Here is a 22,733-nt window from a genome sequence, read left to right as displayed (position 1 = left end):
TGCAGACCTACTTCACCGCCGGTGTGAAGGAAGTGCGCGCCTGGACCATCCACGTGGGCGACACCGGCCCGCAGGCGGCCGGCGTGATCCACACCGATTTCGAGAAGGGCTACATCCGCGCCCAGACCATCGCGTTCGACGACTTCATCCAGTTCAAGGGCGAGCAGGGCGCCAAAGACGCCGGCAAGATGCGCGCCGAAGGCAAGGAATACGTCGTCAAAGATGGCGACGTGATGAACTTCCTTTTCAGCAGCTGAAGCGCCATGACCGACACCGGCCGGCCCGAACCCCAACGCCTGGCCAAACGCCTGGCGGCCCAGTTGCCCTGTTCGCGCAGCGACGCCGAGAACTACATCGCCGGGGGCTGGGTGCGGGTGGATGGCAAGGTGGTCGAAGAACCGATGGAGCGGGTCAGCGACCACCAGACCGTGACGCTGGACCCCAAGGCCAAGTTGGAGTCGCTGGAGTCGATGACGCTGATCTGGCACAAGCCGGCCACCCGGGTGCTGCCCGACGAGCCGCTGCTGCCGGACGCGCTGGCCGCCAAGTGGTTCACCAACGCCAACCGTTTCAAGGGCGACCGTTCCGGCGTGCGTCCGCTCAAGGCGCACCTGCACAAGCTGCTGCCCGTGGCGCCGCTGGGCACCAAAGCCAGCGGCCTGATGGTGTTCACGCAGAACCCGGGCGTGGCGCGCAAGATGACCGACGACGCCGCGCAGCTGGAGCATGAGTGGCTGGCCGAGGTGGCCGCCGATCCCGAGCTGGAAGACGATGCGAGGCGCGAAGCAGTGCTTCGCTCGCTGGGCAAGGCGCTGTTTTTCGACGGCTGGGCCGTGCCTTCAGCGCGCGCCAGCTGGCAGAGCGAACTGCGCCTGCGCCTGGCGATCAAGGGCAATCGCCCCGGTCAGGTGGCGCACCTGTGTGAGCGTGCCGGCCTGCAGCTCACCGCTTTGCGTCGCCTGCGGCTCGGCCGCATCTCGTTGGCCGGTCTGCCGGTCGGCGAGTGGCGTTACCTGCTGGGTTACGAACGGTTCTGAAACCGGGCGGCCCACACGCTCAGGCCCATGGCCGACAGCATGAGCACGAGGCCGACGTTGTGCAGGTTCAGCATCTGACCCTGCGCAATCAGCAACCCACCCAACGCCGCCCCCAAGCCCTGACCGGCGTAGATGGCCGAGGTATTGAGTGCCACGGTCGCGGGGGCGAGCACGGGTGACAGCTGCACCAGTCGCGCCTGCTGCGCCGAGTTGGCCGCAAAGCAGCCGAGCGCCCAAGGCACCATCACCAGCGCCTGCACCCAGAGGCCGTGGCGGCCCAGTGGCCAGATCGCCAGACTCAGGGCCATCAGGCACAAGGTGAGCCACACCGCGCGCGGCGCGCCCAGGCGGTCCACCCAGCGCGTGAGCGCCACGTTGCCCGCCAGGCCAAACGCACCGAACCACAGGAACAACAGCGAGAGCGTGGTGGCGCTGGTGGCCAGCGTCTGTTGCAGGTAGGGCGCGAAATACGCAAACAGAATGAACTGCCCGAAGCCCGAGAGCAGGGTCACGCCCAGGGTCAACATCAGCGGCGCCGAGCCCAGGGTCTGGCGCCAGGCGTCGCGCGACAGCGCCGCGGGGCGGATGCCGTCGGGCATGGCGCGCCAGACCCAGGCCGCACTGAGCACGGCCATCACGCTCACCAGCCCGAAGGCCCATCGCCAGCCAAACGCGCCACCGATCCAGGCCGAGAGTGGCATGCCCATGACCGAGGCCACCGACCAGCCCATGAAGACGAAGGTGATGGCGCGTCCGCGCCGCTCGGGCGACACCATCAGGCCCACGCTGGCGGCCGCCTGGGGCGTGAAGATGGCGGGCGAGATCACGGCGAGCACGCGCAGCGGCAGCAGCGCGCCGTAGCTGGGCGCCAGGGCGCTCAGGCCCATGAGCAACCCGTACCAGAGCAGCGAGAGCGTGAGCAGGCGGCGCCGGTCCCAGCCCGCGACCAGGGTGGCAAACACCGGCGCGCCCAGCCCCATGAGGATGGCGCCGGCGGTGATCAGTTGCCCGGCCTGCGGGATCGACACGTCCAGCGACCGGCTGATGTCGTTGAGCGTGCCCGGCACGGCCATGATGCCGGTGCCGATGACGAAGTTGCCCATCATCAGGGCCCACAGCGCGGGCGCCGGCGCGGCGCCGGAACGGGGAGGGGTCATGGTGGTGAGGGTGAGGGTGAGGGTGGGGCCGCCAGTATCGGCGCGAACCCGCCCGCGCGCTCAGACCGGGAGTCCCCCCGGGAACACCTTGAGCAGCAGCACCGTGAGCACCAGGTAGCGCAGCAGCTTGCCCGCCGCCATGTAGGCCACACACGGCCAGAACGGGAACTTGAGCCAGCCCGCCACCGCGCACAGCGGGTCGCCGATGAGGGGCAGCCACGCCATCAGGCAGGCCTTGGGGCCGAAGCGCTGCAACCAGCGCAGCGCGTGCAGCTCGGTGGGTTGGTGGCGCGCCTTGTCGATCACCCGGTGCGCGCCCAGCCCCATGAACCAGCTCACCGCGCCGCCCAGGGTGTTGCCCACTGTGGCCACCGCGATGGCGTGCCAGAACAGGTCGGGGTTGAGCTTGAGCAGGCCAAACAGCGCCGCCTCGGACCCCACGGGCAGCAAGGTGGCGGACAGCAGCGACACCACAAACAGCGCCCCCAGACCCGCTTCGGGCATGGCCAGCCAATGGAGCAGTGAAACAAGCCAGTCGGGCATGGGCGGGATGTGCGGTGAAAGAGGCGAGAGCATATCGTCTGCTGAAAAAACAGGCAGATACAATGCCCCTCCCCATCCACGGCTTTGTCGACGGGCGGGGCCCCGCCACACCCCCACCCGAATTCATCCCGCGCCATGCAACTGGGCCCGTACACCCTGCCGAATGCCCTGTTCGTCGCCCCCATGGCGGGTGTGACGGACCGGCCGTTCCGCAAGCTCTGCAAGCGCCTGGGCGCGGGCTACGCGGTGAGCGAGATGGTGACCTCGCGGCCCGACCTGCAGGACAGCCTCAAGACCTCGCGCCGCGCCGACCACAGCGGTGAGCCCGGACCGATCGCGGTGCAGATCGCGGGCACCGACGCGGCCATGATGGCCGACGCCGCGCGCTACAACATCGACCGCGGCGCCCAGATCATCGACATCAACATGGGCTGCCCGGCCAAGAAAGTCTGCAACAAGTGGGCGGGTTCTGCGTTGATGCAGGACGAAGCGCTGGCCATCGAGATCGTTGAAGCCGTGGTGGCCGCCGCCGCGCCGCACGGTGTGCCGGTGACGCTCAAGATGCGCACCGGCTGGTGTGCCGACGGCAAGAACGCGCCGGCCATCGCACTCGCGGCCGAGGCCGCCGGCGTGCAGATGCTGACCGTGCACGGTCGCACCCGCGAGCAGGGTTACAAAGGGTTTGCCGAACACGACACCGTGGCCCTCATCAAGAGCCGGGTGAAGATTCCGGTGGTCGCCAACGGCGACATCACCGGCCCGCAGCAGGCGCGCGACGTGCTCGCCCGCACCGGTGCCGACGCCATCATGATCGGCCGCGCCGCCCAGGGCCGGCCCTGGATCTTCCGCGAGATCGCGCACTTCCTGGCCACCGGTGACATGCTGCCGCCGCCCGACCTGCTGGAGGTCAAGGCCTGGCTGCTCGATCACCTGGAAGACCACCACAGCCTCTACGGCGAGTACACCGGCGTGCGCAGCGCGCGCAAGCACCTGGGTTGGTACGCGCAGGCGTTGCCCCTGCCTGCGGGCGCCGCGGGGGTGTTCCGCCAACGCATCAACGCGCTCACCACCGCGCAGGCGCAGCTGGACTGCGTGCGCGACAGTTTTGACGCCTGGGCCGCCATCGGGCCCGACCACCCCATGACCCGAGAAGACAACTGGAAGCTGGCCGCATGAGCTCACCGAACAACCTGCACGACTGTGTGCGTGCCAGCCTTGAGGCGTATTTTCAAGACCTCGACGGCACCGACCCCGCCGGCCTGCACGACATGCTGGTCAAGGCGGTCGAGAAGCCCTTGCTTGAAGTCGTGATGCAGCAGTCGCAGAACAACCAGTCGCGCGCGGCGCAATGGCTGGGCCTGAACCGCAACACCCTGCGCAAGAAGCTGCTGGAACACAAACTCATCGATTGAGCCGCCCTGGCTTTCCTGCGCGAACCGAATTCAAAACCTCCCCGAGACCCCTTCCCATGCGAGCACTCATCTCCGTCTCCGACAAGACCGGCATCGTCGAACTGGCCCAGACCCTGCACGGTCTGGGCGTGTCCCTGATCTCCACCGGCGGCACCGCCAAGCTGCTGGCCGAGAAGGGCCTGCCCGTGACCGAGGTGGCCGAAGTCACGGCCTTCCCCGAGATGCTCGACGGCCGCGTCAAGACCCTGCACCCCAAGGTGCACGGCGGCCTGCTGGCGCGCCGCGATGTGCCCGAGCACATGGCCGCGTTGAAGACGCACGGCATCGACACCATCGACATCCTGATCGTCAACCTCTACCCGTTTGAAGCCACCGTGGCCAAGGCCGGTTGCACGCTGGAAGACGCGATCGAGAACATCGACATCGGCGGCCCGGCCATGGTGCGCAGCGCCGCCAAGAACTGGAAGGACGTGGCGGTGCTGACCGACGCGACCCAGTACCCGGCCGTGATCGACGAACTGAAGGCCAGCGGCAAGCTCAGCGACCAAACGCGCTTCGGCCTGTCCGTCGCCGCGTTCAACCGCATCAGCCAGTACGACGGCGCGATCAGCGACTACCTCTCGTCCATTCAGTTCGAAGAGGGTGCCAGCGTGCCGAAGCGCACCGAATACCCCGGCCAGTCCAACGGCCGCTTCGTCAAGCTGCAGGACCTGCGTTACGGCGAGAACCCGCACCAGACCGCCGCCTTCTACCGCGACCTCTACCCAGCCCCGGGCTCGCTGGTCACGGCCAAGCAGTTGCAGGGCAAGGAGCTGAGCTACAACAACATCGCCGACGCCGACGCGGCCTGGGAATGCGTCAAGAGCTTCGACGTGCCCGCCTGCGTGATCGTCAAGCACGCCAACCCCTGCGGCGTGGCCGTGGGCAAGGATGCGCTGGAGGCCTACAGCAAGGCCTTCCAGACCGACCCGACCAGTGCCTTCGGCGGCATCATCGCCCTCAACCGCGTGCTCGACGGCGCGGGTGCGCAGGCGATCAGCAAGCAGTTCGTTGAAGTGTTGATGGCCCCCGGCTACACGCCCGAAGCGCTGGAAGTCTTCAAGGCCAAGGCCAATGTGCGCGTGCTCGAAATCGCGCTCCCGCCGGGCGGCCCCACCGCGTGGGACAAGGGCCTGAACCTCAACGACGTGAAGCGCATCGGCTCGGGTCTGCTGATGCAGAGCGCCGACAACCACGTGCTGCAGCGCGCCGATCTGAAGGTGGTCACCAAGCTGCAGCCGACCGAGCAGCAACTCGAAGACCTGCTGTTTGCCTGGAAGGTGGCGAAGTTCGTGAAGTCCAACGCCATCGTGTTCTGCAAGGACGGCATGACCATGGGCGTGGGCGCCGGCCAGATGAGCCGCCTCGATTCGGCCCGCATCGCCAGCATCAAGGCCGGTCACGCCAAGCTGACGCTGCAGGGCACGGCGGTGGCGAGCGACGCCTTCTTCCCGTTCCGCGACGGTCTGGACGTGGTGGTGGATGCGGGCGCGACCTGCGTCATCCAGCCGGGTGGCTCGATGCGCGATCAGGAGGTGATCGATGCGGCCGATGAGCGTGGTGTTGTGATGGTGTATTCCGGCGTGCGCCACTTCCGGCACTGAGCCCTCCCCCGCGCGCCGCACCCTCGGTGCGTCACCCCCTCAAGGGGGCGTCACCTGCCGCCCGGCAAAGCCGGTTCCGCGGCGACCTTGATCCAGACCTTCTCCCGGTCTGCCGGTTCGTTTCTGGAGGGGCGGTGACCGAAGAGCTGCACACAAAAAAAGGCCGGAAACACCGGCCTTTTTTCTGCGGGTGAAGCGGTATCTCAGCCTAGCTGCTTGAACACCTCACGCGCAGCCGCCACGGTGTCCGCAATGTCTGCCGCTGTGTGCGCGGCGCTCACGAACCCGGCTTCGTACAGGGCCGGGGCGATGTACACGCCGCGGTCCAGCAGGCCGTGGAACAGGGTGTTGAACCGTGGGCCGTCGGTGGTCATGACCTTGGCGTAGTTCTGCGGCAGTTCATCGAACAGGAAGAAGCCGAACATGCCGCCCTGGCTGTCGCCGCACAAGGTCACGCCTTCGGCTGCGGCGGCGGAGGTCAGGCCGCTCACCAGCGACTGTGTGGTCGCCGACAACGCTTCGTAGAAGCCGGGCTTCTGGATTTCTTTCAGCGTCGCCAGACCACAGGCCGTGGCCACCGGGTTGCCGCTCAGCGTGCCGGCCTGGTAGACGCCACCCAGGGGGGCGAGCTGCTCCATCACCGCGCGCTTGGCGCCAAAGGCCGCCAGCGGCATGCCGCCTCCGATCACCTTGCCCATCACCGTCATGTCGGGCTCGAAGCCTGGGATCAGCTTGGCGTACACGCTCTGCGCGCCACCGAGCGCGACGCGGAATCCCGTCATCACCTCGTCAAATGCCAGCAGCGCACCGTGTTGCGTGCACAGCTCGCGGCAGCGCTTCATGAACGGCACGCTGGCGCGCACGAAGTTCATGTTGCCCGCGATCGGCTCAATGATCAGACAGGCCACATCGGCGCCGTGCTCGATGAACGCAGCCTCGAGCTGCTCGACGTTGTTGTATTCGAGCACGATGGTGTGCTGCACCACCTCGGGTGGCACGCCGGCACTGGTCGGGTTGCCAAAGGTGGCCAGGCCCGAGCCGGCCTTCACCAGCAGGGCGTCGGCGTGGCCGTGGTAGCAGCCTTCGAACTTGATGATCTTTTTGCGGCCGGTGGCGCCGCGCGCCAGGCGGATCGTGCTCATGCCGGCTTCGGTGCCCGAACTCACCAGTCGCACCATGTCGATGCTGGGCACCAGCTTGATGATCTCTTCGGCCAGCTCCACTTCGCGCTCGGTCGGCGCGCCGTAGGAGAAGCCTTCGAGCACGGCTTTCTGCACCGCGTCCAACACGGCCGGGTGGCCGTGGCCCAGGATCATCGGACCCCAGGAACCGATGTAGTCGATGTACTTCTGGCCGTTGGCGTCCCAGAAGTACGCGCCTTGTGCCCGCTGAACGAAACGCGGTGTGCCACCCACGGCACGGAACGCGCGCACGGGCGAGTTCACACCGCCAGGAATAAGTTGTTTGGCGCGTTCAAACAGCGCGAGGTTGCGGTCGGTCATGGAGCGTGCCTGTCAGGATGCAGAGGGATCAGTGTTTGGTCGTGTCGAGCGGAAAGTCGCTGGAATCCAGCCGACTGTCAGGGGCTTCGCCATCGCGTTCTTCCCCCGGCGCATCGCTGTCCTCGTCGTCTTCATGGGCCCAGAACAGGCGATCGGGCACGGCGTGGCCCATGCCAGGCTGGAATCCGGCGTCCAGGCACTGGTCGAGGTAGGTCAGTGCTTCGGCGCAGGCCGATTGCAGATCCGCGCCCGAGGCGATCAGCGCGCAGAGCGCCGCCGACAAGGTGTCGCCCGCCCCACTGAAGGTGGCGTCGAACCGTTCGTAGCGGGCCGTGGCCAGCACCGCTTCCGGGCTGGCCAGGTGGCTCTCGAGGTACTGGTCGGCGGCATTGAAACCGGTCACCAGCGTGTAGGGCACTCCGTGCACGGCGGCCGCCCGGGCGACCTCGCGCGCGTTCGGTGAGCGGTCACCCTCCCACTCGGGGAGCAGCCAGCGCGACAGCGTGCTGTGGTTGCCCACCAGCACGGTGGTTTGCGGCAGCAACAGTTCGACGCAGGCGTCGAGATAGGTTTCGATCGCCAGCTCGTCCCACCACGACAGATCGGGCATGTAGGTGATGACCGGCACCTCCGCGTAGTCGGTGGTGATGCCCGCGATGGCCGCGAGATTCTCGGGGCTGCCGACAAAGCCGACCTTGAAGGCCTGCACGGGCATGTCTTCGAGCGCTGCGCGGGCCTGGTCCGTCACCGCTTCTTCGTCGAACGCGAAATGGTCGTGGATCTCGGAGGTGTCGCGCACGTAGGTGCCTGTGACCACAGGAAGCACATGGGCCGAGGCGCTGGACATCGCGGTGAGGTCCGCCGACAGGCCGCCCGCGCCGCTCGGATCGTTGGCGTTGAACACCATCACGCAGGGCAGCGAGGTTTCACCGGGCTCCGCGATGGTGTCGGGCGCAGGGGGGGCAGGGGTTTGGGGCATGAAAGTGAGGGGTGCGTGACGCGTTTCACCGAAGCGGTTGTCCTCGGGATTTCCAGCAGAGAGAGTCCACTGGCGGCCCTCTATGGGTCGATACAATGGCCGGATTCTAAGACACTGCCCCCATCACCATGACCGATACCAAGACCTGGATGTGCCTCATTTGCGGCTGGATTTACGACGAGGCCACCGGGTCGCCAGATGAGGGTATTGCGCCCGGAACGGCATGGGCGGATGTGCCGATGAACTGGACCTGCCCCGAGTGTGGCGCCCGCAAGGAAGACTTCGAGATGGTCCAAATCTGAGGATCGCCAGTGTCCTGTCCCGTCTGACCCGTGCGACACTGTTTGGTGATCCGTTCTGAACCGCTTTCTGGAGTGAACCTGCCGTGAACACAACGCCCACTTTCAAGGTCCTCGTGGTGGACGACAGCAACACCATCCGACGCAGCGCCGAGATTTTCCTCAAGCAGGGTGGGCACGAGGTGCTGCTGGCGGAGGACGGCTTCGACGCTCTGGCCAAGATCAACGATTACCAGCCAGATCTGGTGTTCTGCGACATCCTGATGCCCCGCCTGGACGGCTACCAGACCTGTGCCATCATCAAGCGCAATGCGCGTTTCGCCAGCATTCCCGTGGTGATGCTGTCGTCCAAAGACGGCGTGTTCGACAAGGCGCGTGGGCGCATGGTCGGTTCGCAGGAATACCTCACCAAACCCTTCACCAAAGACCAGCTGCTGCAAGCCGTGCAACAGTTTGGCGCCCATCTCACAGGAGCCCCATGATGCCGATCCAAAAAATACTGGTGGTGGACGATTCCAAGACCGAGCTGATGGTCCTGTCGGATCTGCTGGTGAAAAATGGCTACAAAGTTCGAACCGCTGAGAATGCCGAAGAGGCCTTTCGTCGGCTCAGCGAGGAAAAGCCGGAATTGATCCTGATGGACGTGGTGATGCCCGGTCAGAATGGTTTTCAGTTGACCCGTGCGATCGCCCGGGATCCCCAATATTCCGACATTCCGATCATCATGTGCACCAGCAAAAATCAGGAGACCGACCGTGTCTGGGGCATGCGCCAGGGCGCGCGTGATTACGTCACCAAACCGGTGAATGCCGAGGAACTGATCTCCAAGATCCGGGCACTCGACTGAGGCGTCGCCCTCCGTCCATTGAAACCCCTCGAGCATGGCCAAACGACAGTCACTCAAAGATTTGCAGGTGCGTCTGGCGGAGCGGTTGACCGCCGCCAAGTCCGAGGCGGTCACAGCGTCCTGGTTGGCGGTGGAGACGGGAGGTCACCGGTTTTTGGTGCCCCTCGTGCAGTCCGGGGAAATCTTCTCCTGGGCCAACCTGCAAGCGGTGCCCTACACCAAGCCCTGGTACGTTGGCGTGGCCAGCCTGCGCGGGGGGCTTCACGGCGTCGTCGATCTGGGACAGCTCAGCGGTGCGGTGGCGGCAGGCCCCGATGCGCGGGTGTCCGATCGCGTGACGTCCGAGTCGCGTCTGGTCAGTTTGCACGCTGCCCTGGGTGTCAATGCTGTGCTGTGGATTGATCGCCTGCTGGGTCTTCGCAACCCCGCCATGTTTGAACGCCTGGCCGAGAGCCTGCCGAATGCGCCGGCCTGGTTTGCGCGGCGCCTGATCGACGGCGAAGGCCGTTCGTGGCAGGAGCTGAACCTTCAGGCACTGGCGGGTGACACGGAGTTTCTTTCGATCGCGGCCTGACACCGGCTTGATGCTGGCGCTTTCGGTGTTCGTCTTGTTTGGATGACCGGGTCGGTTTCGACCCTGATTTTCAGTTGGAAGGTTTTCTCATGGCCCTGCTTGATCGACTGTTCAAAAACAAAAATGCCGCAGAGCCTGATCTGAGCAATGCATCGCCCGAAGAGCTTGCTCGCGTCGCTGCAGAACGGCTGGCGCCCGCCGATGCGGACGACGACGGCTTCGGCGAAAGTCGGTTGAGTGAGCCACTCGAGGATTCGGCGGGCTCCGGCCTGCTCAGCCTGCCACTGCTGGGCCGCAGGACGGCTGAACAGCATCGACGCATCCTCGGTACCCTGTTGCTGTTCGCGGTGGTGGTGCTTGCGGCGGTGGTGTTTTTCGTCCTGAACAAGACCGACAAAGTGGGTCAGCAGGTGGCGGCCAGCGGCCAGGCCCTGATGCAGTCGCAGCGTCTGGCCAAAAGCGCATCGCAGGCCTTGATCGGCAGCCCTCCGGCCTTTGTCGAAGTGCGGGACAGCTCGGACATCCTCTCCGGCAACGTCGTGGCCTTCCGGCAAGGTGGGAGTGGTGGATCGGGTGCGGCCCAGCAAGCGGCCACCATGGACGCGCTGGCGCCACAGTTTCAAGAGCAACTGGCGCAACTCGGGCCCGTGGTCGAGCGTGCACGCGCCAACGCAGAAGTCATTCTGGGCCAGCAGAAGACCCTGACCCAGGTGGGCGATGCGCTGCGTTCCATCAACCGCCAGTCCTCTGACCTGCTGGAAATTGCGGAGACGGTGTCTTCGTTGAAGTTGCAGCTGGGCGCGCCTGCCACCGAGATTTCGGCCTCCGGCCAACTCGTGATGCTGACTCAGCGCATCGGCAAGTCGGCCAACGAATTCCTGACCATGGAAGGCGTGAGTCCCGAAGCGGTGTTCCTGCTGGGCAAGGACTTGAACACCTTCAAGGAAATCGCCGATGGCCTGCTCAATGGCAGCACCGAACTGCGCCTGAAGTCGTCCAGCGATCCGCAGATTCGTGAGCGTCTTGAGGCGTTGCTCAAGCTGTACGAACAGACCCGAACCGAAGCCGGCGCCATTCTGGGCAACCTGCAAGGGCTGGTGTCGGCGCGCGAAGCGCAGGCCGGCATCATTGCGGACAGCGAGCCGCTCCGGCTCGGTCTGGAGAAGCTCCAGAGCGACCTGTCCTCCAGCGCGGGCGTGGGCGGCACCGAGCTCGCGGCCTTGCTGCTGTCTTCCCTGTTCACGCTGCTGTGCGGTGCCGGTCTGGCGTACCTCCAGCTGCAAGACAGCCGGCAGCGGCAGTTGGTCGCTGAGGGCGAAAAGGTCGTGGCCGAGTCGCAGCAGCAGGACGCCAAACGCGTGAACGACGCCAACCAGGCGGCCATTCTGCGGCTCATGAACGAATTGCAGACAGTGGCCGAGGGCGACCTGACGCAGGAAGCCACGGTGACGGAAGACATCACCGGTGCCATCGCTGACTCGGTGAACTACACCGTGGAAGAACTGCGATCGCTGGTCGGCAACGTGCAGGCCACGGCCACGCGAGTGGCGCAGACGACGTCTGCGGTGGAAAGCACCTCGACCGAGCTGCTGGCGGCGTCCACCGAACAGTTGCGCGAGATCCGTGAAACGGGTCAATCGGTGCTGGACATGGCGGAACGCATCAACCAGGTGTCGGGGCAGGCGCAGGAGTCGGCCCATGTGGCGCGCACGTCGCTGCAGGCCGCCGAGTCCGGTCTTCAGGCTGTGCAGGATGCCATCGGCGGTATGAATGCCATCCGGGACCAGATTCAGGAAACCTCCAAGCGCATCAAGCGCCTCGGTGAGTCGTCGCAAGAGATCGGTGAAATCACGGAGCTGATTTCCGACATTACCGAGCAGACCAACGTGCTGGCCCTGAACGCCGCCATCCAGGCCGCATCGGCCGGTGAAGCCGGTCGCGGCTTCTCGGTGGTGGCGGAAGAAGTGCAGCGACTGGCCGAACGTTCTGCCGACGCCACGCGCCAGATCGCGGCGCTGGTGAAGGCGATTCAGACCGACACCCAAGACGCGGTGGCCGCCATGGAGCGCTCCACCCAGGGTGTGGTCGAAGGGGCCAAACTGTCGGACAACGCCGGTACCGCGCTGTCCGAGATCGATCGCGTGTCGCGCCGACTCGCCGAGCTGATTGAGCAGATTTCCAGCGCGACCTTGCGGGAAGCCGAATCGGCCAACGAGGTGGCGGGCAACATCCAGCACATCTTTGCGGTGACAGAGCAAACCGGCGAGGGCACACGCTCCACCGCCCAGCAGGTGCGTGAACTCTCGGCCATGGCCGAAGAACTGCGCCAATCGGTGTCGCGATTCAAGATCGCCTGATCTCCTTGCCGTCAGGCCTGAAACAACATGCTCGACACCCAGCACGACAGCCTTTCCACGGATGCTCCACTCGCCGATCTGGGCCCTTTGGCCTGGGTCTTTGAAGAGTTGCGCAAATCGCTGGATGGTGCCAACAAGGCCATCAAGCGTTTCGTCCGTGAAACGGAGCAATCCCGGCTGAGCGACCTGGAGGCGGTGGACCCGGGCTCTCTGCGGGTGGCGCGCCAGCAACTGCACCAGGCCGTGGGCGCGCTTGAAATGGTGGGGTTGCTCGCGCCGGCCCAGGTGCTGCGCGGCATGGAGGCCGCGGTGCAGCGGTTTGTGCAGCGTCCTCAGACCTGCACGACTGAAGCGGCGGGCAAGGTGGAGCGCGCCAGTTTCGCCCTGGTCGAATACCTCGAAGCCATCCTCAACAACAAGCAGGTTCAGCCGGTGGCGCTCTTCAGCCAGTACCGCGAGGTGCAGGAGCTGGCCGCGGCCGAGCGGGTGCATCCGTCGGACTTGTGGGCCTTTGACCAGCGTGGCATCGAGGTGGCGGCGCCGGTGGGTGTGGAGCCGCAAAAGGCCGATGCCCAGATGCGTTCGCGGTTCGACCGGGTCGTGTTGCTCATGATCAAGTCGCCGAGCCCTGCCGTCGGGACCCAGCTGGCACGGATGTGCGCCGGGCTGTCGGCCGGTGCGGATGTGCCCAGGGTGGTGACTTTCTGGCGCGTGGCCGCCGCGTATTTCGAGGCGGTGGCGCAGAACCTCGTGCCCTCCGACCTGTACGTCAAGCGCGCGGCTTCGCGCATCCTGCTGCAATTGTCCGGACTGGCACAGGAGAAGACGCGCGGCGACGTGTCAGAGACCCTGCTTCATGACCTGTTGTTCTTTTGCTCGCAGGCCCGACCCAAGGAAGGCGTGGCCGCTCCCCACTTGGTGGCCGTGCGCCATGCTTTTGGTCTGACCGATGCCGTCGCCGTGGACTACAACCAGGCGACGCTGGGGCGTTTTGATCCCGCCCTCCTGGTGCAGGCTCGCAAGCGCATCAACGCCGGCAAAGAGTCCTGGTCGCTGATGGCCGGTGGTGACATGGGCCGTGCGCGGCAGGTGCAGGACCAGTACAGCCTGATCGGTGACTCCTTGCTGCGCTTGCACCCGGCCAGCACCGTGCTGGCCCGTGCGCTGGTCAAGGCGGCCGAACAGGTGGCGCGTGTGCCAGGCACACTGAAGCCGGAACTGTCCATGGAGGTGGCCACCACCACGTTGTATCTGGAAGCGGCGTTCGAGGATTTTGACCCCAACGATCAGGAACTCACCGCCCGCACGCAGGCGTTGGCCGAGCGTCTGGAGCGGGTGCTGGCCGGTGAGTCCGCGCAGCCCCTTGAGCCCTGGATGGAGCAGCTGTACCGGCGCGTGAGTGACCGGCAGACGCTGGGCAGTGTGGTGGGCGAGCTCAAGGTGTCCTTGGGTGAGGTGGAAAAATCGCTGGACCAGTTTTTCCGGGCACCCCGGGAGAAAGCCTGTTTGCATGTGGCGGTCTCGCAGTTGGTGCAGATGCGCGGCGTGCTCTCTGTCCTGGGTCTGGACCAGGCGGTGAACACGGTCGGACGAATGCGCAGCTCGGTGGAGCAGATCCTGGACACCGAGGTGGACGAGGTGATGGCCCGTCAGGCCGGGACGTTTCAGCAGCTGGGCAACAACCTGAGTGCGCTCAGTTTCCTGGTGGACATGCTCAACTACCAGCCCGCGCTGGCCAAGAAGCTGTTTGTCTTCGACGAAGAGTCCGGTGAACTCAAGCCCCTGATGGGGCGCACCGTGGTGGACGTTCCCCGCGCGCAGGCCTCACACGAGGAGGCCCATGCGCTGAGCGCCGACGTGCAGCGAGTGGTCGACAGCGCGCAGAACTCGGTGGACCTGGCCAACCTGAGCGAGCAGCTGGGTTCGCTGGCCGATCAGGCCTCCCTGGTCGAGCAGCCTGGCGTGGCGCGTGCCGCGCGAGAAGCAGCGCAGGCGGTGGTCGGCGAGGATGCGGTGGCCGGCGCTCAGGCGCTGATCGGTCTGGCGCAGACTGGTGGAGAAGAAGCTGCCAGGCCGCCGGTTGTGCCGGTGTTGGATGCGGGTGGAGACGATGACGACGACCTCCTGGACATCTTCCTGGAGGAAGCACGCGAAGTCGTGGACCAGGGGCAGGCTGCCGTGGCGGCACTGGCGCACGAGCCGTCCAATCTGGAGCACCTCAGTACCCTGCGCCGCGCTTATCACACCCTCAAGGGCAGCTCGCGCATGGTGGGCTTGTCGGAGTTCGGAGAAGCCGCCTGGGCGATGGAGCAGGTGCTCAACGCAGCGCTCGCCGAGCAGCGCCCGACCGGGGCGCCGTTGCGATCCTTGGCCGAAGACTCGCTGAACTCGCTGGGTCACTGGGTGGAAGACATTGCCCAACACCGCGACGGCGACCGCAAGGCCCAGCCGTTCCGGGTCAGTGCCCAGGCCTGGCGCGATCACGCCCAGTACCTCCCGTTGGGTGCCGACGTGCAGGCGCAGGAACCGGTCGAGACGGTGGTCAGCGTGGAGGAGCCGGGTGAAGCGCCCGTGCAAGTCGAGACGGAAGACGCGCAGGTCGTCGCTCAGGATGTGCTGGAGGCGCCGGCCGCGGACTTTGGTGATTCCGCGGCAGTGGACCTCGATTTCAGTTTCGATTCGCCGCCGGCGACACCGCCCGTGTCGGATGAGCCAGCACCGTTGCTGAGCGACATCGATTTTGAGGACCTGGCCCAACACGCCTCGAAGCACACCGAGTCTTCGCCCCAGCCGGCACCGGAAGACGATGGCTCCTTATCCGATGACCCGTCCTCCATCTTCGACGACATTTCGTTGGACACCGAGGCCGCGTTGCCGCAGGCTCCCGATTTGCAGGACGGCATGCCGGGGCCACTGTTCCATCCGGACGAACCCGACAGTGTGTTGGTGGAAGAGGTCACCGCTGAGGCCCCGGCATGGGAGGCAGCTCCCGAAGAACCGCTGGAGGTGTCTTTCACTGACGTGGTGGACGTCTCCTTCGAGGCGCCGGAAACGCCTGTTGTGGATCCCATCGGCGATGACGTGCCTGACGAGCAGACCCGCCAGATCGGGCCGTTGCGCATCGGCATCCGGTTGTACAACGTCTACCTCAACGAGGCCGACGAATGGTCGCGCCGCCTGGGCACCTGCCTGTCCGAATGGGCGCTGGAGCGCCACGAACCCGTTCCCGATCAGGCCGAGGCCTTGGCCCACTCGCTCGCGGGCAGCTCCGCCACGGTCGGTTTCCAGCCACTGTCTGACATCGCTCGAGCGCTGGAGCATTCGCTGGCCTCGGTGGCCTTGCACCAGCAGGGCGGACAAGCGGCCACGGCCGAACAGGCCCAGTTGTTCGTGGACGCTGCCGAAGACATCCGACGACTGTTGCACCAGTTTGCTGCCGGTTTCTTCAAGGAGCCCAATGCCGAACTGCTGAACGCGCTGGACCTCCTGCTGCACCTGCCCGCGCCAGCGGACACCGGGCTGGGCGAACCATCGGAAGTCGACGTCCATGTCGAGTCCGACGCCGAGATCCTGGACCAGGAAGAGACCCAACCCGGGAATGATCCGGTGGTGGAGCTGGATCTGCCGGCGGAGGCGGACGCGGGTCCTTCTGCTTTTGCGCCCCCGGACTTCGAGCCGTCCGAGGTTGCTGGACTCGACACGTTGTTGTCCCCGTTGCCTCCGGAGGCTGCCGAGAGGGGGCCGGCGCAAGACATCGACGACGACATCGATGTGCTCGACACGATTGACGTGGACCTGTTCCCGATCTTTGCCGAGGAGGCTCAGGAACTGCTGCCGCAACTGGGTGGTGCACTGCGGCAGTGGATGGGGCGGCCCGACAACACCAGTGCCCGGGGCGAGGTGCTGCGCAACCTGCACACCTTGAAGGGCAGTGCGCGTCTGGCGGGCGCGCTGCGACTCGGCGAGATGGCTCACCGCATTGAAACGGCGGTGGAGCGACTGGGGTCTGAAGCGCCACAGCGAGCCGATCTGGAGCCCCTGCAGGCGTCTTACGATGCCTTGTGCGCGCGCTTCGACCTGCTGCGCCACACCGATGTGGAGTCGCATGGCGTGTTGCAGACCGCCCCCGAGCAGACGTTCGATGCGGCGTCCGTCGGCGTCGCTGCGGTGGAAGATGCGCCTCTGGCGGAAACCATTTCCGAGTCTGAGGCATTGCCGGTCGTCACCAGTGCGCCTGGCGTGCAGGGGTTGACCGGGATGACCCTGTTGCAGCCACCGGTGCTGGTGCCGCAGCGAGCCGGTGCAGCGGTCCGGGTCCGTCCCGAGCTGCTCGACCGCCTGGTCAACCAGACCGGCGAGGTGATGATCACCCGCTCGCGCATGGAGTCCCAGCTGGTGACCTTGCGTGGCTCGCTCAAGGACCTCGCAGGCAACCTCGACCGTTTGCGCCACCAACTGCGCGACATCGAGTTGCAGGCTGAAACACAGATGCAGTCGCGCCTGGCGCAAGCCCGCGACGCGGACCTGTCCTTCGATCCGCTGGAGTTCGACCGCTTCACGCGGGTGCAGGAACTCACCCGCATGATGGCCGAGTCGGTAAACGACGTTGCCACGGTGCAGCGCAACCTGCAGCGGGCGGTGGAGGCGACCGAAGACGGTCTGGTGGCGCAGGGGCGGCAAACCCGTGAGCTGCAACGCGATCTGCTGCGCACCCGCATGGTGGAGTTCGAGGGCATCTCCGAGCGGCTGTACCGGGTGGTGCGGCAGGCGTCCAAGGAGACCGGCAAACAGGTGCGACTGGACATCACGGCGGGTTACATCGAAATGGACCGCGGCGTGCTGGACCGCATGACCGCCGCGTTCGAACACCTGTTGCGCAACAGCGTGGTGCACGGCATCGAAATGCCGGAGCAGCGGCTGGCCTTGGGCAAACCCGCGGAAGGCCACATCGAGATTCGCCTGGCCCAGGAACTCAATGACGTGTCGGTGGTGTTCCAGGACGACGGCGCCGGGCTGGACCTCGTTCGCCTGCGTGAGAAGGCCGTGGCCCAGAACCTGGTCGAGGCCGGTGTGGTGCTCTCCGACGAACAGGCTGCGCAGCTGATCTTCACCCCCGGTCTGAGCACGGCCAGCGAAGTGTCGTCGTTGGCAGGCCGTGGCGTGGGCATGGACGTGGTGCGAAACGATGTGATTGCCCTGGGTGGCCGCGTCGAGACGCACACCCGCGCCGGGCAGGGCACCAACTTCAAGCTGGTGCTGCCGCTCACCACAGCGGTGACGCAGGTGGTGATGCTACGCACGGGTGAGCTGACCATCGGGGTGCCTTCCACGCAGGTGGAACTCGTGCGCCGCGTCGGTACCGACGAGCTGGCGCAGGCTTATTTGAAAAACACCTTGACGGTGGCTGGCGAAGAAGTGCCTTTCTACTGGGCCGGCGCGCTGTTGCAGTCGTCTGCCCAGACCCAGGAAGTCCAGGGACGCACCCTGCCCGTGGTGATTTTCCGAAGCGCTGCGCAGCGGGTGGCCATGCACGTGGACGAAGTGCTCGGCAACCAGGAAGTCGTGGTGAAGAACCTCGGCCCCCAGTTGTCCCGCCTGCCCGGTCTGGCTGGCATGTCGGTGCTCGCTTCGGGCGCGGTGGCGCTGATCTACAACCCGGTGGCGCTGGCCACGGTGTATGGCGATCAGGTGCAGCCGTGGGTGGAGGCGAAGAAGCGGCATGGCTTGCTGAACACGACCAACGACGACACCGGCTTGTCGGTGGAGATGGTGGTCAACGCCGTCCCGCTGGTGCTGGTGGTCGACGACTCGATCACCGTGCGCCGTGTGACGCAGCGCCTGCTGCAGCGCGAGGGCTACCGCGTGTCACTGGCGGCCGATGGCCTGCAGGCACTCGAACGCCTGCAGCACGAGCGCCCGACGGTTGTGCTGTCGGACATCGAAATGCCGCGCATGGACGGGTTCGACCTGGTGCGCAACATCCGCAGCGACCCCCGCCTGTCGGGGCTGCCGGTGATCATGATCACTTCGCGCATTGCCGAGAAGCACCGCGAACATGCGCGCGAACTGGGCGTGGACCACTACCTGGGCAAGCCGTACTCGGAAGACGAGTTGCTGGCCCTGGTGGGGCACTACGTGCAGAGCGCCGCTGCGGAAGTCTGAGCAGGCGCCGGCCTCACCCCCGATCCAGACCCCGGCCCTCGCGCCGGGGTTTTTCATGTGGTCGTCGAACCCGGTTTTTTCACCACCGCGTAGCGCAGCAAGGTGCGCTCGCGCGCCAGGGCATGGTCGACGATGGGGTGCGGGTAGGTCTTGCCCAGCTCGACGCCCGCGCCCACCAGCTCCAGTTCGCGGGCCGTCCAGGGGGCGTGAATCACGGCGTCGGGCAGCTGCGCCAGCTGCGGCAGGTAGCGCCGGATGAACTTGCCTTGCGGATCGAACTTCTCGCTCTGCGTCACCGGGTTGAAGATGCGGAACCAGGGCTGTGCATCGCAGCCGCTGGAGCTGGCCCATTGCCAGCCGCCGTTGTTGGCGGCGAGGTCGAAGTCGATCAGCTTCTCGGCAAAGTAGCGCTCGCCCCATTGCCAGTGGATGCCCAGATCCTTCACCAGAAAGCTCGCCACCACCATGCGCAGCCGGTTGTGCATGTAGCCGGTCTGGTTGATCTGCGCCATGGCGGCGTCCACCAGCGGGTAGCCGGTGCGGCCTTCGCACCAGGCGGCGAACAGCTCATGGGCGTGTTTGCCGTGTTCGAACTTGATGTGGTCGTACTCGGGCTTGAAGGCCTTCTCGACCACGTGCGGGAAATTGGCCAGGATCTGGTGGTAGAAATCGCGCCAGATCAGCTCGGACAGCCAGGTGCTGGCGCCCTGCATGCCTTGCAGGTGCATCTGGTAGGCGAGGGCCGCCAGCTGCCGGATCGACACCGTGCCGAAGCGCAGGTGCACGCTCAGGTAACTCGGCCCCTTGACCGCCGGGAAGTTGCGCGTGGCCTCGTAGCGGTCGATGCGCTCGACAAAGTCGTCCAGCAAGTGCTGCGCGCCGCTGGCGCCGGTGGGCATGGGCAGTTGTGACAGGTTGGTGGGCTCGAAATCGATGTCCGAGAGGCGCGGGACCGGTGCCTCCAGGGCTGCCGGCAGTGGCGCCAGCGAGGCGGCGTACCGCTCCACCGGGTAGGCCTTCAGGTAAAACGAATCCACTTGCTTGAGCCAGGCGTTCTTGTAGGGCGTGAACACGCCGTAGGGGTGCCCCGCCTGGGTCAGCACCTCGCGACGCTCGAAGATCAGGTGGTCCTTGTGGCCTTGGAACACGATGCCGGCGTGGGCCAGTTGACCCCGCACATGGGCGTCGCGCGCGTGCGCCGCCGGCTCGTCGTCGTGGTTGGCAAACACGGCCTGCACCCGCAGCTGCTGGGCCAGTGCCGGGATGTCGTCCTGCGCGCGCGCATGGCGCACGATCAGCCCGGTTCCCTCGCGCCCTGCGGCCCGGCCCAGCTCGCGCAGGCGGGCATCGAGCTCGATCACCGAGGCGTGGATGAACTCGACCCGGCGGTCCGCGCGGGGCAGGGGGTCGAGGATGTCGGTGTCGAAGACGAACACACACCAGAGCTGGCGGCATTGTTTGAGCGCGTGGTGGAGCGCGGCGTTGTCGTCGGCCCGCAGGTCTCGCCGGAACCACATCAGGCCTTGGTCGTAGCGGTTCATGGGGCGCGCTCGGGTGTGGGGAAGGGCATGGGGCCTGGGCATCGGCGGCTTAAAATCACCGCATGTCCGCCGATTCTGCCCCGATCAACCTCACCAATCATTTCCTGATTGCAATGCCCGGGCTCAGCGACGAGCTGTTCGGTCGCAGCGTCGTCTTCATGTGCGAACACAGCGAGCGCGGTGCGCTCGGTCTGGTGATCAACAAGCCCAGCGACATCCTGCTGCCGCGCCTGTTTGAAAAGGTCGATCTCGCGCTCGGGCGCGAAGACCTGGTGAACCAACCGGTGTTCCAGGGCGGCCCGGTGCAGACCGAACGCGGCTTCGTGTTGCACGACGCGATCGACGCCGGGGAGGGGGAAACGGTTTACGCCTCGACGCTCTCCATTCCCGGTGGGCTGGAAATGACCACCTCGCGCGACGTGCTCGAAGCCATGTCCTCGGGCGCCGGCCCGCGCCGCGTGTTCGTGACCCTGGGCTACGCGTCCTGGGGGCAGGGGCAGCTGGAGTCGGAGATCACCGAAAACAGCTGGCTCACGGTGGAGGCCGATCCGAGCGTGATTTTTGATGCGCCTGTGGAGCAGCGTTACGAACGGGCCATGGCCTTGCTGGGGTTGCAGCCCTGGATGCTGTCGCCCGACGCTGGGCACGCATGAAGGGTTGTGAGCCCCCACACTCCGCCGCGTTGCGGGCCGCTGCCCCCCAGAGGGACGGGGCCAGCCTTGGGGGCGGCCCGGCGGCTGTCCCGCCGCCTTCCGACGACCACCCCGGCGGTCCCGACGTCCCGGCCCGGTGCCAGATGTTCATGGCGTTTGACTACGGCCTGAAGCGCACCGGCGTCGCCAGCGGCAACCGCATCACCCGCACCGCCACGCCGCAGGCCACCATCGCCGCCGAGGGCGATGCCCGCTTCGCACAGATCGCGGCGCGGCTGAAAGAATGGCAGCCCGACGCGCTGGTCGTCGGCGTGCCCTTTCACCCCGACGGCGCGCCCCACGAGAACACCGCGCGGGCGCAGAAGTTCGCCCGACAGCTGCGCGGCCGCCATGGTCTGCCCGTGTTCGAGATGGACGAGCGCTACAGCACCACCGAAGCCCACAGCCTGGGCGCCAAGGACGCCGACGCGGCCAGCGCCTGCATCATCCTGGAACAGTTTCTGAGGAGCCTGCCTTGACCCAAACCATCCAGCTCGACGCCGAGCTGCTCTACACCGATCTGCTGCGCGGCGTGCAAACGCTGATCGCTGCCACCGCCCAGCCTGTGGTGCTCGCGGGCATCACCTCTGGGGGTGCCTGGCTGGCCGAACGCCTGCAGCGCGAACTGGGCCTGCCCGGTGACGCGGGCGTCATCTCCTCGTCGATGCACCGCGACGATTTCGCACAGCGCGGCCTGGCCATGTCGGCCCAGACCGTGTTGCCCTTCGACGTGAATGGCGCGCACGTGATCCTGATCGACGACGTGCTCTACACCGGCCGCACACTGCGCGCCGTGATCAACGAGCTGTTCGACTACGGCCGTCCGGCCAGCGTGCAGCTCGCGGTGCTGGTGGACCGGGGCGGGCGCGAGCTGCCGATCCAGGCCAATGTCTGCGCGGCCACCCTGAGTCTGCCGGCCAGCCAGCAGCTCGAACTGGCGCGCGACGACAACGGCCGCTTCCGCTTCGTGCTTGAAAACAAGGATCTCTGACGTGGCTCGCAACCCCCAACTGAACAAAAACGGCGAACTGATCCACCTGCTCTCCACCGAGGGCCTGTCGCGAGACATCCTCACCCAGATCCTCGACACCGCCGCCAACTTCGTGAGCGTGAGCGACCGCGAGGTGAAGAAGGTGCCGCTGCTGCGCGGCAAAAGCGTGTTCAACCTGTTCTTCGAGAACAGCACCCGCACCCGCACCACCTTCGACATCGCGGCCACGCGCCTCTCGGCCGACGTCTACACGCTGGACATCGCGCGCAGCTCCACCGCCAAGGGCGAGAGCCTGCTCGACACGATTGCCAACCTCTCCGCGATGGCGGCCGACATCTTCGTCGTGCGGCACAGCGAGTCGGGTGCGCCCTACCTGATCTCGCAACACGTGGCGCCGCACGTGCACGTGGTCAACGCCGGTGACGGCCGCCACGCGCACCCCACGCAGGGCCTGCTGGACATGTACACCATCCGGCACTACAAAAAAGACTTCACCCAGCTCTCGGTGGCCATCGTGGGCGACGTGCTGCACTCGCGCGTGGCGCGCTCCGACATCCACGCGCTCACCACGCTGGGCTGCCCCGACGTGCGCGTGGTCGGCCCGCGCACCCTGGTGCCGAGCGACCTCTCGCACATGGGCGTGCGGGTCTGCCACACGCTGGAAGAGGGCATCAGGGACTGCGACGTGGTGATCACGCTGCGCCTGCAGAACGAGCGCATGAGCGGCGCGCTGCTGCCGTCCAGCCAGGAGTACTTCAAGAGCTTCGGCCTCACGCCCGAGCGCCTGCGCTGGGCCAAGCCCGACGCCATCGTCATGCACCCGGGCCCGATCAACCGCGGCGTCGAAATCGAGTCGGCCGTGGTCGACGGACCGCAGAGCGTGATCCTGCCGCAGGTGACGTTCGGTATTGCCGTGCGCATGGCTGTGCTCGGCATCGTTGCAGGGAATGAGGCTTGACCCCCACGCTCCACCGCTGCGCGGGTCGCTGCCCCCCGA

General features: G+C 66.3%; 20 protein-coding genes. 15 read left to right on the top strand and 5 right to left on the bottom strand.

What is annotated here, in order from left to right; all coding sequences use genetic code 11:
• Positions 1-257 (top strand): DUF933 domain-containing protein (locus IV088_RS09250; RefSeq protein ID WP_291100844.1); only part of this gene is annotated, 257 nt, incomplete at its 5' end.
• Positions 258-263: 6 nt separating this feature from the next.
• The gene (locus IV088_RS09245; RefSeq protein WP_291100841.1) at positions 264-1,037 is read left to right on the top strand and encodes an RNA pseudouridine synthase; all 774 of its coding nucleotides are present in this window, start codon (positions 264-266) and stop codon (positions 1,035-1,037) included.
• On the opposite strand, the gene IV088_RS09240 is transcribed toward IV088_RS09245, so the two are convergent.
• Both IV088_RS09240 and IV088_RS09235 read right to left on the bottom strand, forming a co-directional pair.
• Positions 1,022-2,194, bottom strand: coding sequence for an MFS transporter (locus IV088_RS09240; RefSeq protein ID WP_291100837.1), 1,173 nt, complete (start codon positions 2,192-2,194; stop codon positions 1,022-1,024). The genes IV088_RS09245 and IV088_RS09240 overlap by 16 nt on opposite strands.
• 60 nt (positions 2,195-2,254) lie before the next feature.
• A complete protein-coding gene (locus IV088_RS09235) occupies positions 2,255-2,737 on the bottom strand; it encodes a YqaA family protein (protein WP_291100833.1) in 483 nt (160 codons plus the stop codon).
• Positions 2,738-2,872: 135 nt separating this feature from the next.
• Here IV088_RS09235 and dusB point away from each other — a divergent pair, with 135 nt between their 5' ends.
• From dusB to purH, 3 genes are read left to right on the top strand one after another with little or no spacing between them, the layout of a single operon-like run.
• A complete protein-coding gene (gene dusB / locus IV088_RS09230) occupies positions 2,873-3,913 on the top strand; it encodes a tRNA dihydrouridine synthase DusB (protein ID WP_291100830.1) in 1,041 nt (346 codons plus the stop codon).
• Positions 3,910-4,149: a helix-turn-helix domain-containing protein gene (locus IV088_RS09225; RefSeq protein ID WP_291100827.1), complete on the top strand. Its 240-nt coding sequence runs from the start codon at positions 3,910-3,912 to the stop codon at positions 4,147-4,149. The genes dusB and IV088_RS09225 overlap by 4 nt, the downstream gene beginning before the upstream one ends.
• 56 nt (positions 4,150-4,205) lie before the next feature.
• Complete coding sequence (gene purH, locus IV088_RS09220) at positions 4,206-5,792, top strand: bifunctional phosphoribosylaminoimidazolecarboxamide formyltransferase/IMP cyclohydrolase (RefSeq protein WP_291100824.1); 1,587 nt, start codon at positions 4,206-4,208, stop codon at positions 5,790-5,792.
• 203 nt (positions 5,793-5,995) lie between these two features.
• Here the strand turns inward: purH and hemL are convergent, their stop codons facing one another.
• Both hemL and IV088_RS09210 read right to left on the bottom strand, forming a co-directional pair.
• Positions 5,996-7,294 carry a glutamate-1-semialdehyde 2,1-aminomutase gene (gene hemL / locus IV088_RS09215; protein ID WP_291100821.1) on the bottom strand — a complete coding sequence of 433 codons (1,299 nt, stop codon included), beginning with the start codon at positions 7,292-7,294 and terminating at the stop codon, positions 5,996-5,998.
• Between the two features lie 28 nt (positions 7,295-7,322).
• Positions 7,323-8,273 carry a bifunctional hydroxymethylpyrimidine kinase/phosphomethylpyrimidine kinase gene (locus tag IV088_RS09210; protein WP_291100817.1) on the bottom strand — a complete coding sequence of 317 codons (951 nt, stop codon included), beginning with the start codon at positions 8,271-8,273 and terminating at the stop codon, positions 7,323-7,325.
• 128 nt (positions 8,274-8,401) lie between these two features.
• Here IV088_RS09210 and IV088_RS09205 point away from each other — a divergent pair, with 128 nt between their 5' ends.
• The 6 genes from IV088_RS09205 to IV088_RS09180 all read left to right on the top strand — a co-directional run bounded on the left by IV088_RS09205 (position 8,402) and on the right by IV088_RS09180 (position 18,512).
• Positions 8,402-8,575, top strand: a complete 174-nt coding sequence (locus IV088_RS09205) for a rubredoxin (RefSeq protein WP_291100814.1) — start codon at positions 8,402-8,404, stop codon at positions 8,573-8,575.
• Between the two features lie 83 nt (positions 8,576-8,658).
• Complete coding sequence (locus IV088_RS09200; protein ID WP_236962318.1) at positions 8,659-9,054, top strand: response regulator; 396 nt, start codon at positions 8,659-8,661, stop codon at positions 9,052-9,054.
• On the top strand, positions 9,054-9,419 hold the full coding sequence (locus IV088_RS09195; protein WP_291100870.1) for a response regulator: 366 nt from the start codon (positions 9,054-9,056) through the stop codon (positions 9,417-9,419). The genes IV088_RS09200 and IV088_RS09195 overlap by 1 nt, the downstream gene beginning before the upstream one ends.
• A gap of 34 nt (positions 9,420-9,453) precedes the next feature.
• The gene (locus IV088_RS09190) at positions 9,454-9,993 is read left to right on the top strand and encodes a chemotaxis protein CheW (RefSeq protein ID WP_291100810.1); all 540 of its coding nucleotides are present in this window, start codon (positions 9,454-9,456) and stop codon (positions 9,991-9,993) included.
• 89 nt (positions 9,994-10,082) lie between these two features.
• The gene (locus IV088_RS09185; protein ID WP_291100807.1) at positions 10,083-12,350 is read left to right on the top strand and encodes a methyl-accepting chemotaxis protein; all 2,268 of its coding nucleotides are present in this window, start codon (positions 10,083-10,085) and stop codon (positions 12,348-12,350) included.
• 27 nt (positions 12,351-12,377) lie between these two features.
• The gene (locus tag IV088_RS09180; RefSeq protein WP_291100805.1) at positions 12,378-18,512 is read left to right on the top strand and encodes an Hpt domain-containing protein; all 6,135 of its coding nucleotides are present in this window, start codon (positions 12,378-12,380) and stop codon (positions 18,510-18,512) included.
• Positions 18,513-18,565: 53 nt separating this feature from the next.
• On the opposite strand, the gene IV088_RS09175 is transcribed toward IV088_RS09180, so the two are convergent.
• Positions 18,566-20,053, bottom strand: coding sequence for a deoxyribodipyrimidine photo-lyase (locus tag IV088_RS09175; protein WP_291100803.1), 1,488 nt, complete (start codon positions 20,051-20,053; stop codon positions 18,566-18,568).
• 62 nt (positions 20,054-20,115) lie between these two features.
• Here IV088_RS09175 and IV088_RS09170 point away from each other — a divergent pair, with 62 nt between their 5' ends.
• The 4 genes from IV088_RS09170 (at position 20,116) to IV088_RS09155 (ending at position 22,694) form a co-directional block, all read left to right on the top strand.
• Positions 20,116-20,706 (top strand): YqgE/AlgH family protein, encoded by a 591-nt coding sequence (locus tag IV088_RS09170; protein ID WP_291100800.1) that lies wholly within the window; start codon positions 20,116-20,118, stop codon positions 20,704-20,706.
• A gap of 143 nt (positions 20,707-20,849) precedes the next feature.
• Entirely contained in the window at positions 20,850-21,224 is a 375-nt protein-coding gene (gene ruvX / locus IV088_RS09165) for a Holliday junction resolvase RuvX (protein ID WP_291100797.1), read from the top strand.
• Positions 21,221-21,736 carry a bifunctional pyr operon transcriptional regulator/uracil phosphoribosyltransferase PyrR gene (pyrR, locus tag IV088_RS09160; RefSeq protein WP_291100794.1) on the top strand — a complete coding sequence of 172 codons (516 nt, stop codon included), beginning with the start codon at positions 21,221-21,223 and terminating at the stop codon, positions 21,734-21,736. The genes ruvX and pyrR overlap by 4 nt, the downstream gene beginning before the upstream one ends.
• Complete coding sequence (locus IV088_RS09155; RefSeq protein WP_367171577.1) at positions 21,729-22,694, top strand: aspartate carbamoyltransferase catalytic subunit; 966 nt, start codon at positions 21,729-21,731, stop codon at positions 22,692-22,694. Before pyrR ends, IV088_RS09155 begins: the two co-directional genes overlap by 8 nt.
• The last annotated feature ends 39 nt before the right edge of the window (positions 22,695-22,733 follow it).

This window comes from Hydrogenophaga sp., assembly GCF_018780075.1.
Lineage (GTDB): Bacteria > Pseudomonadota > Gammaproteobacteria > Burkholderiales > Burkholderiaceae_C > Hydrogenophaga.
This window is presented reverse-complemented; position numbering and strand designations above follow the sequence as displayed.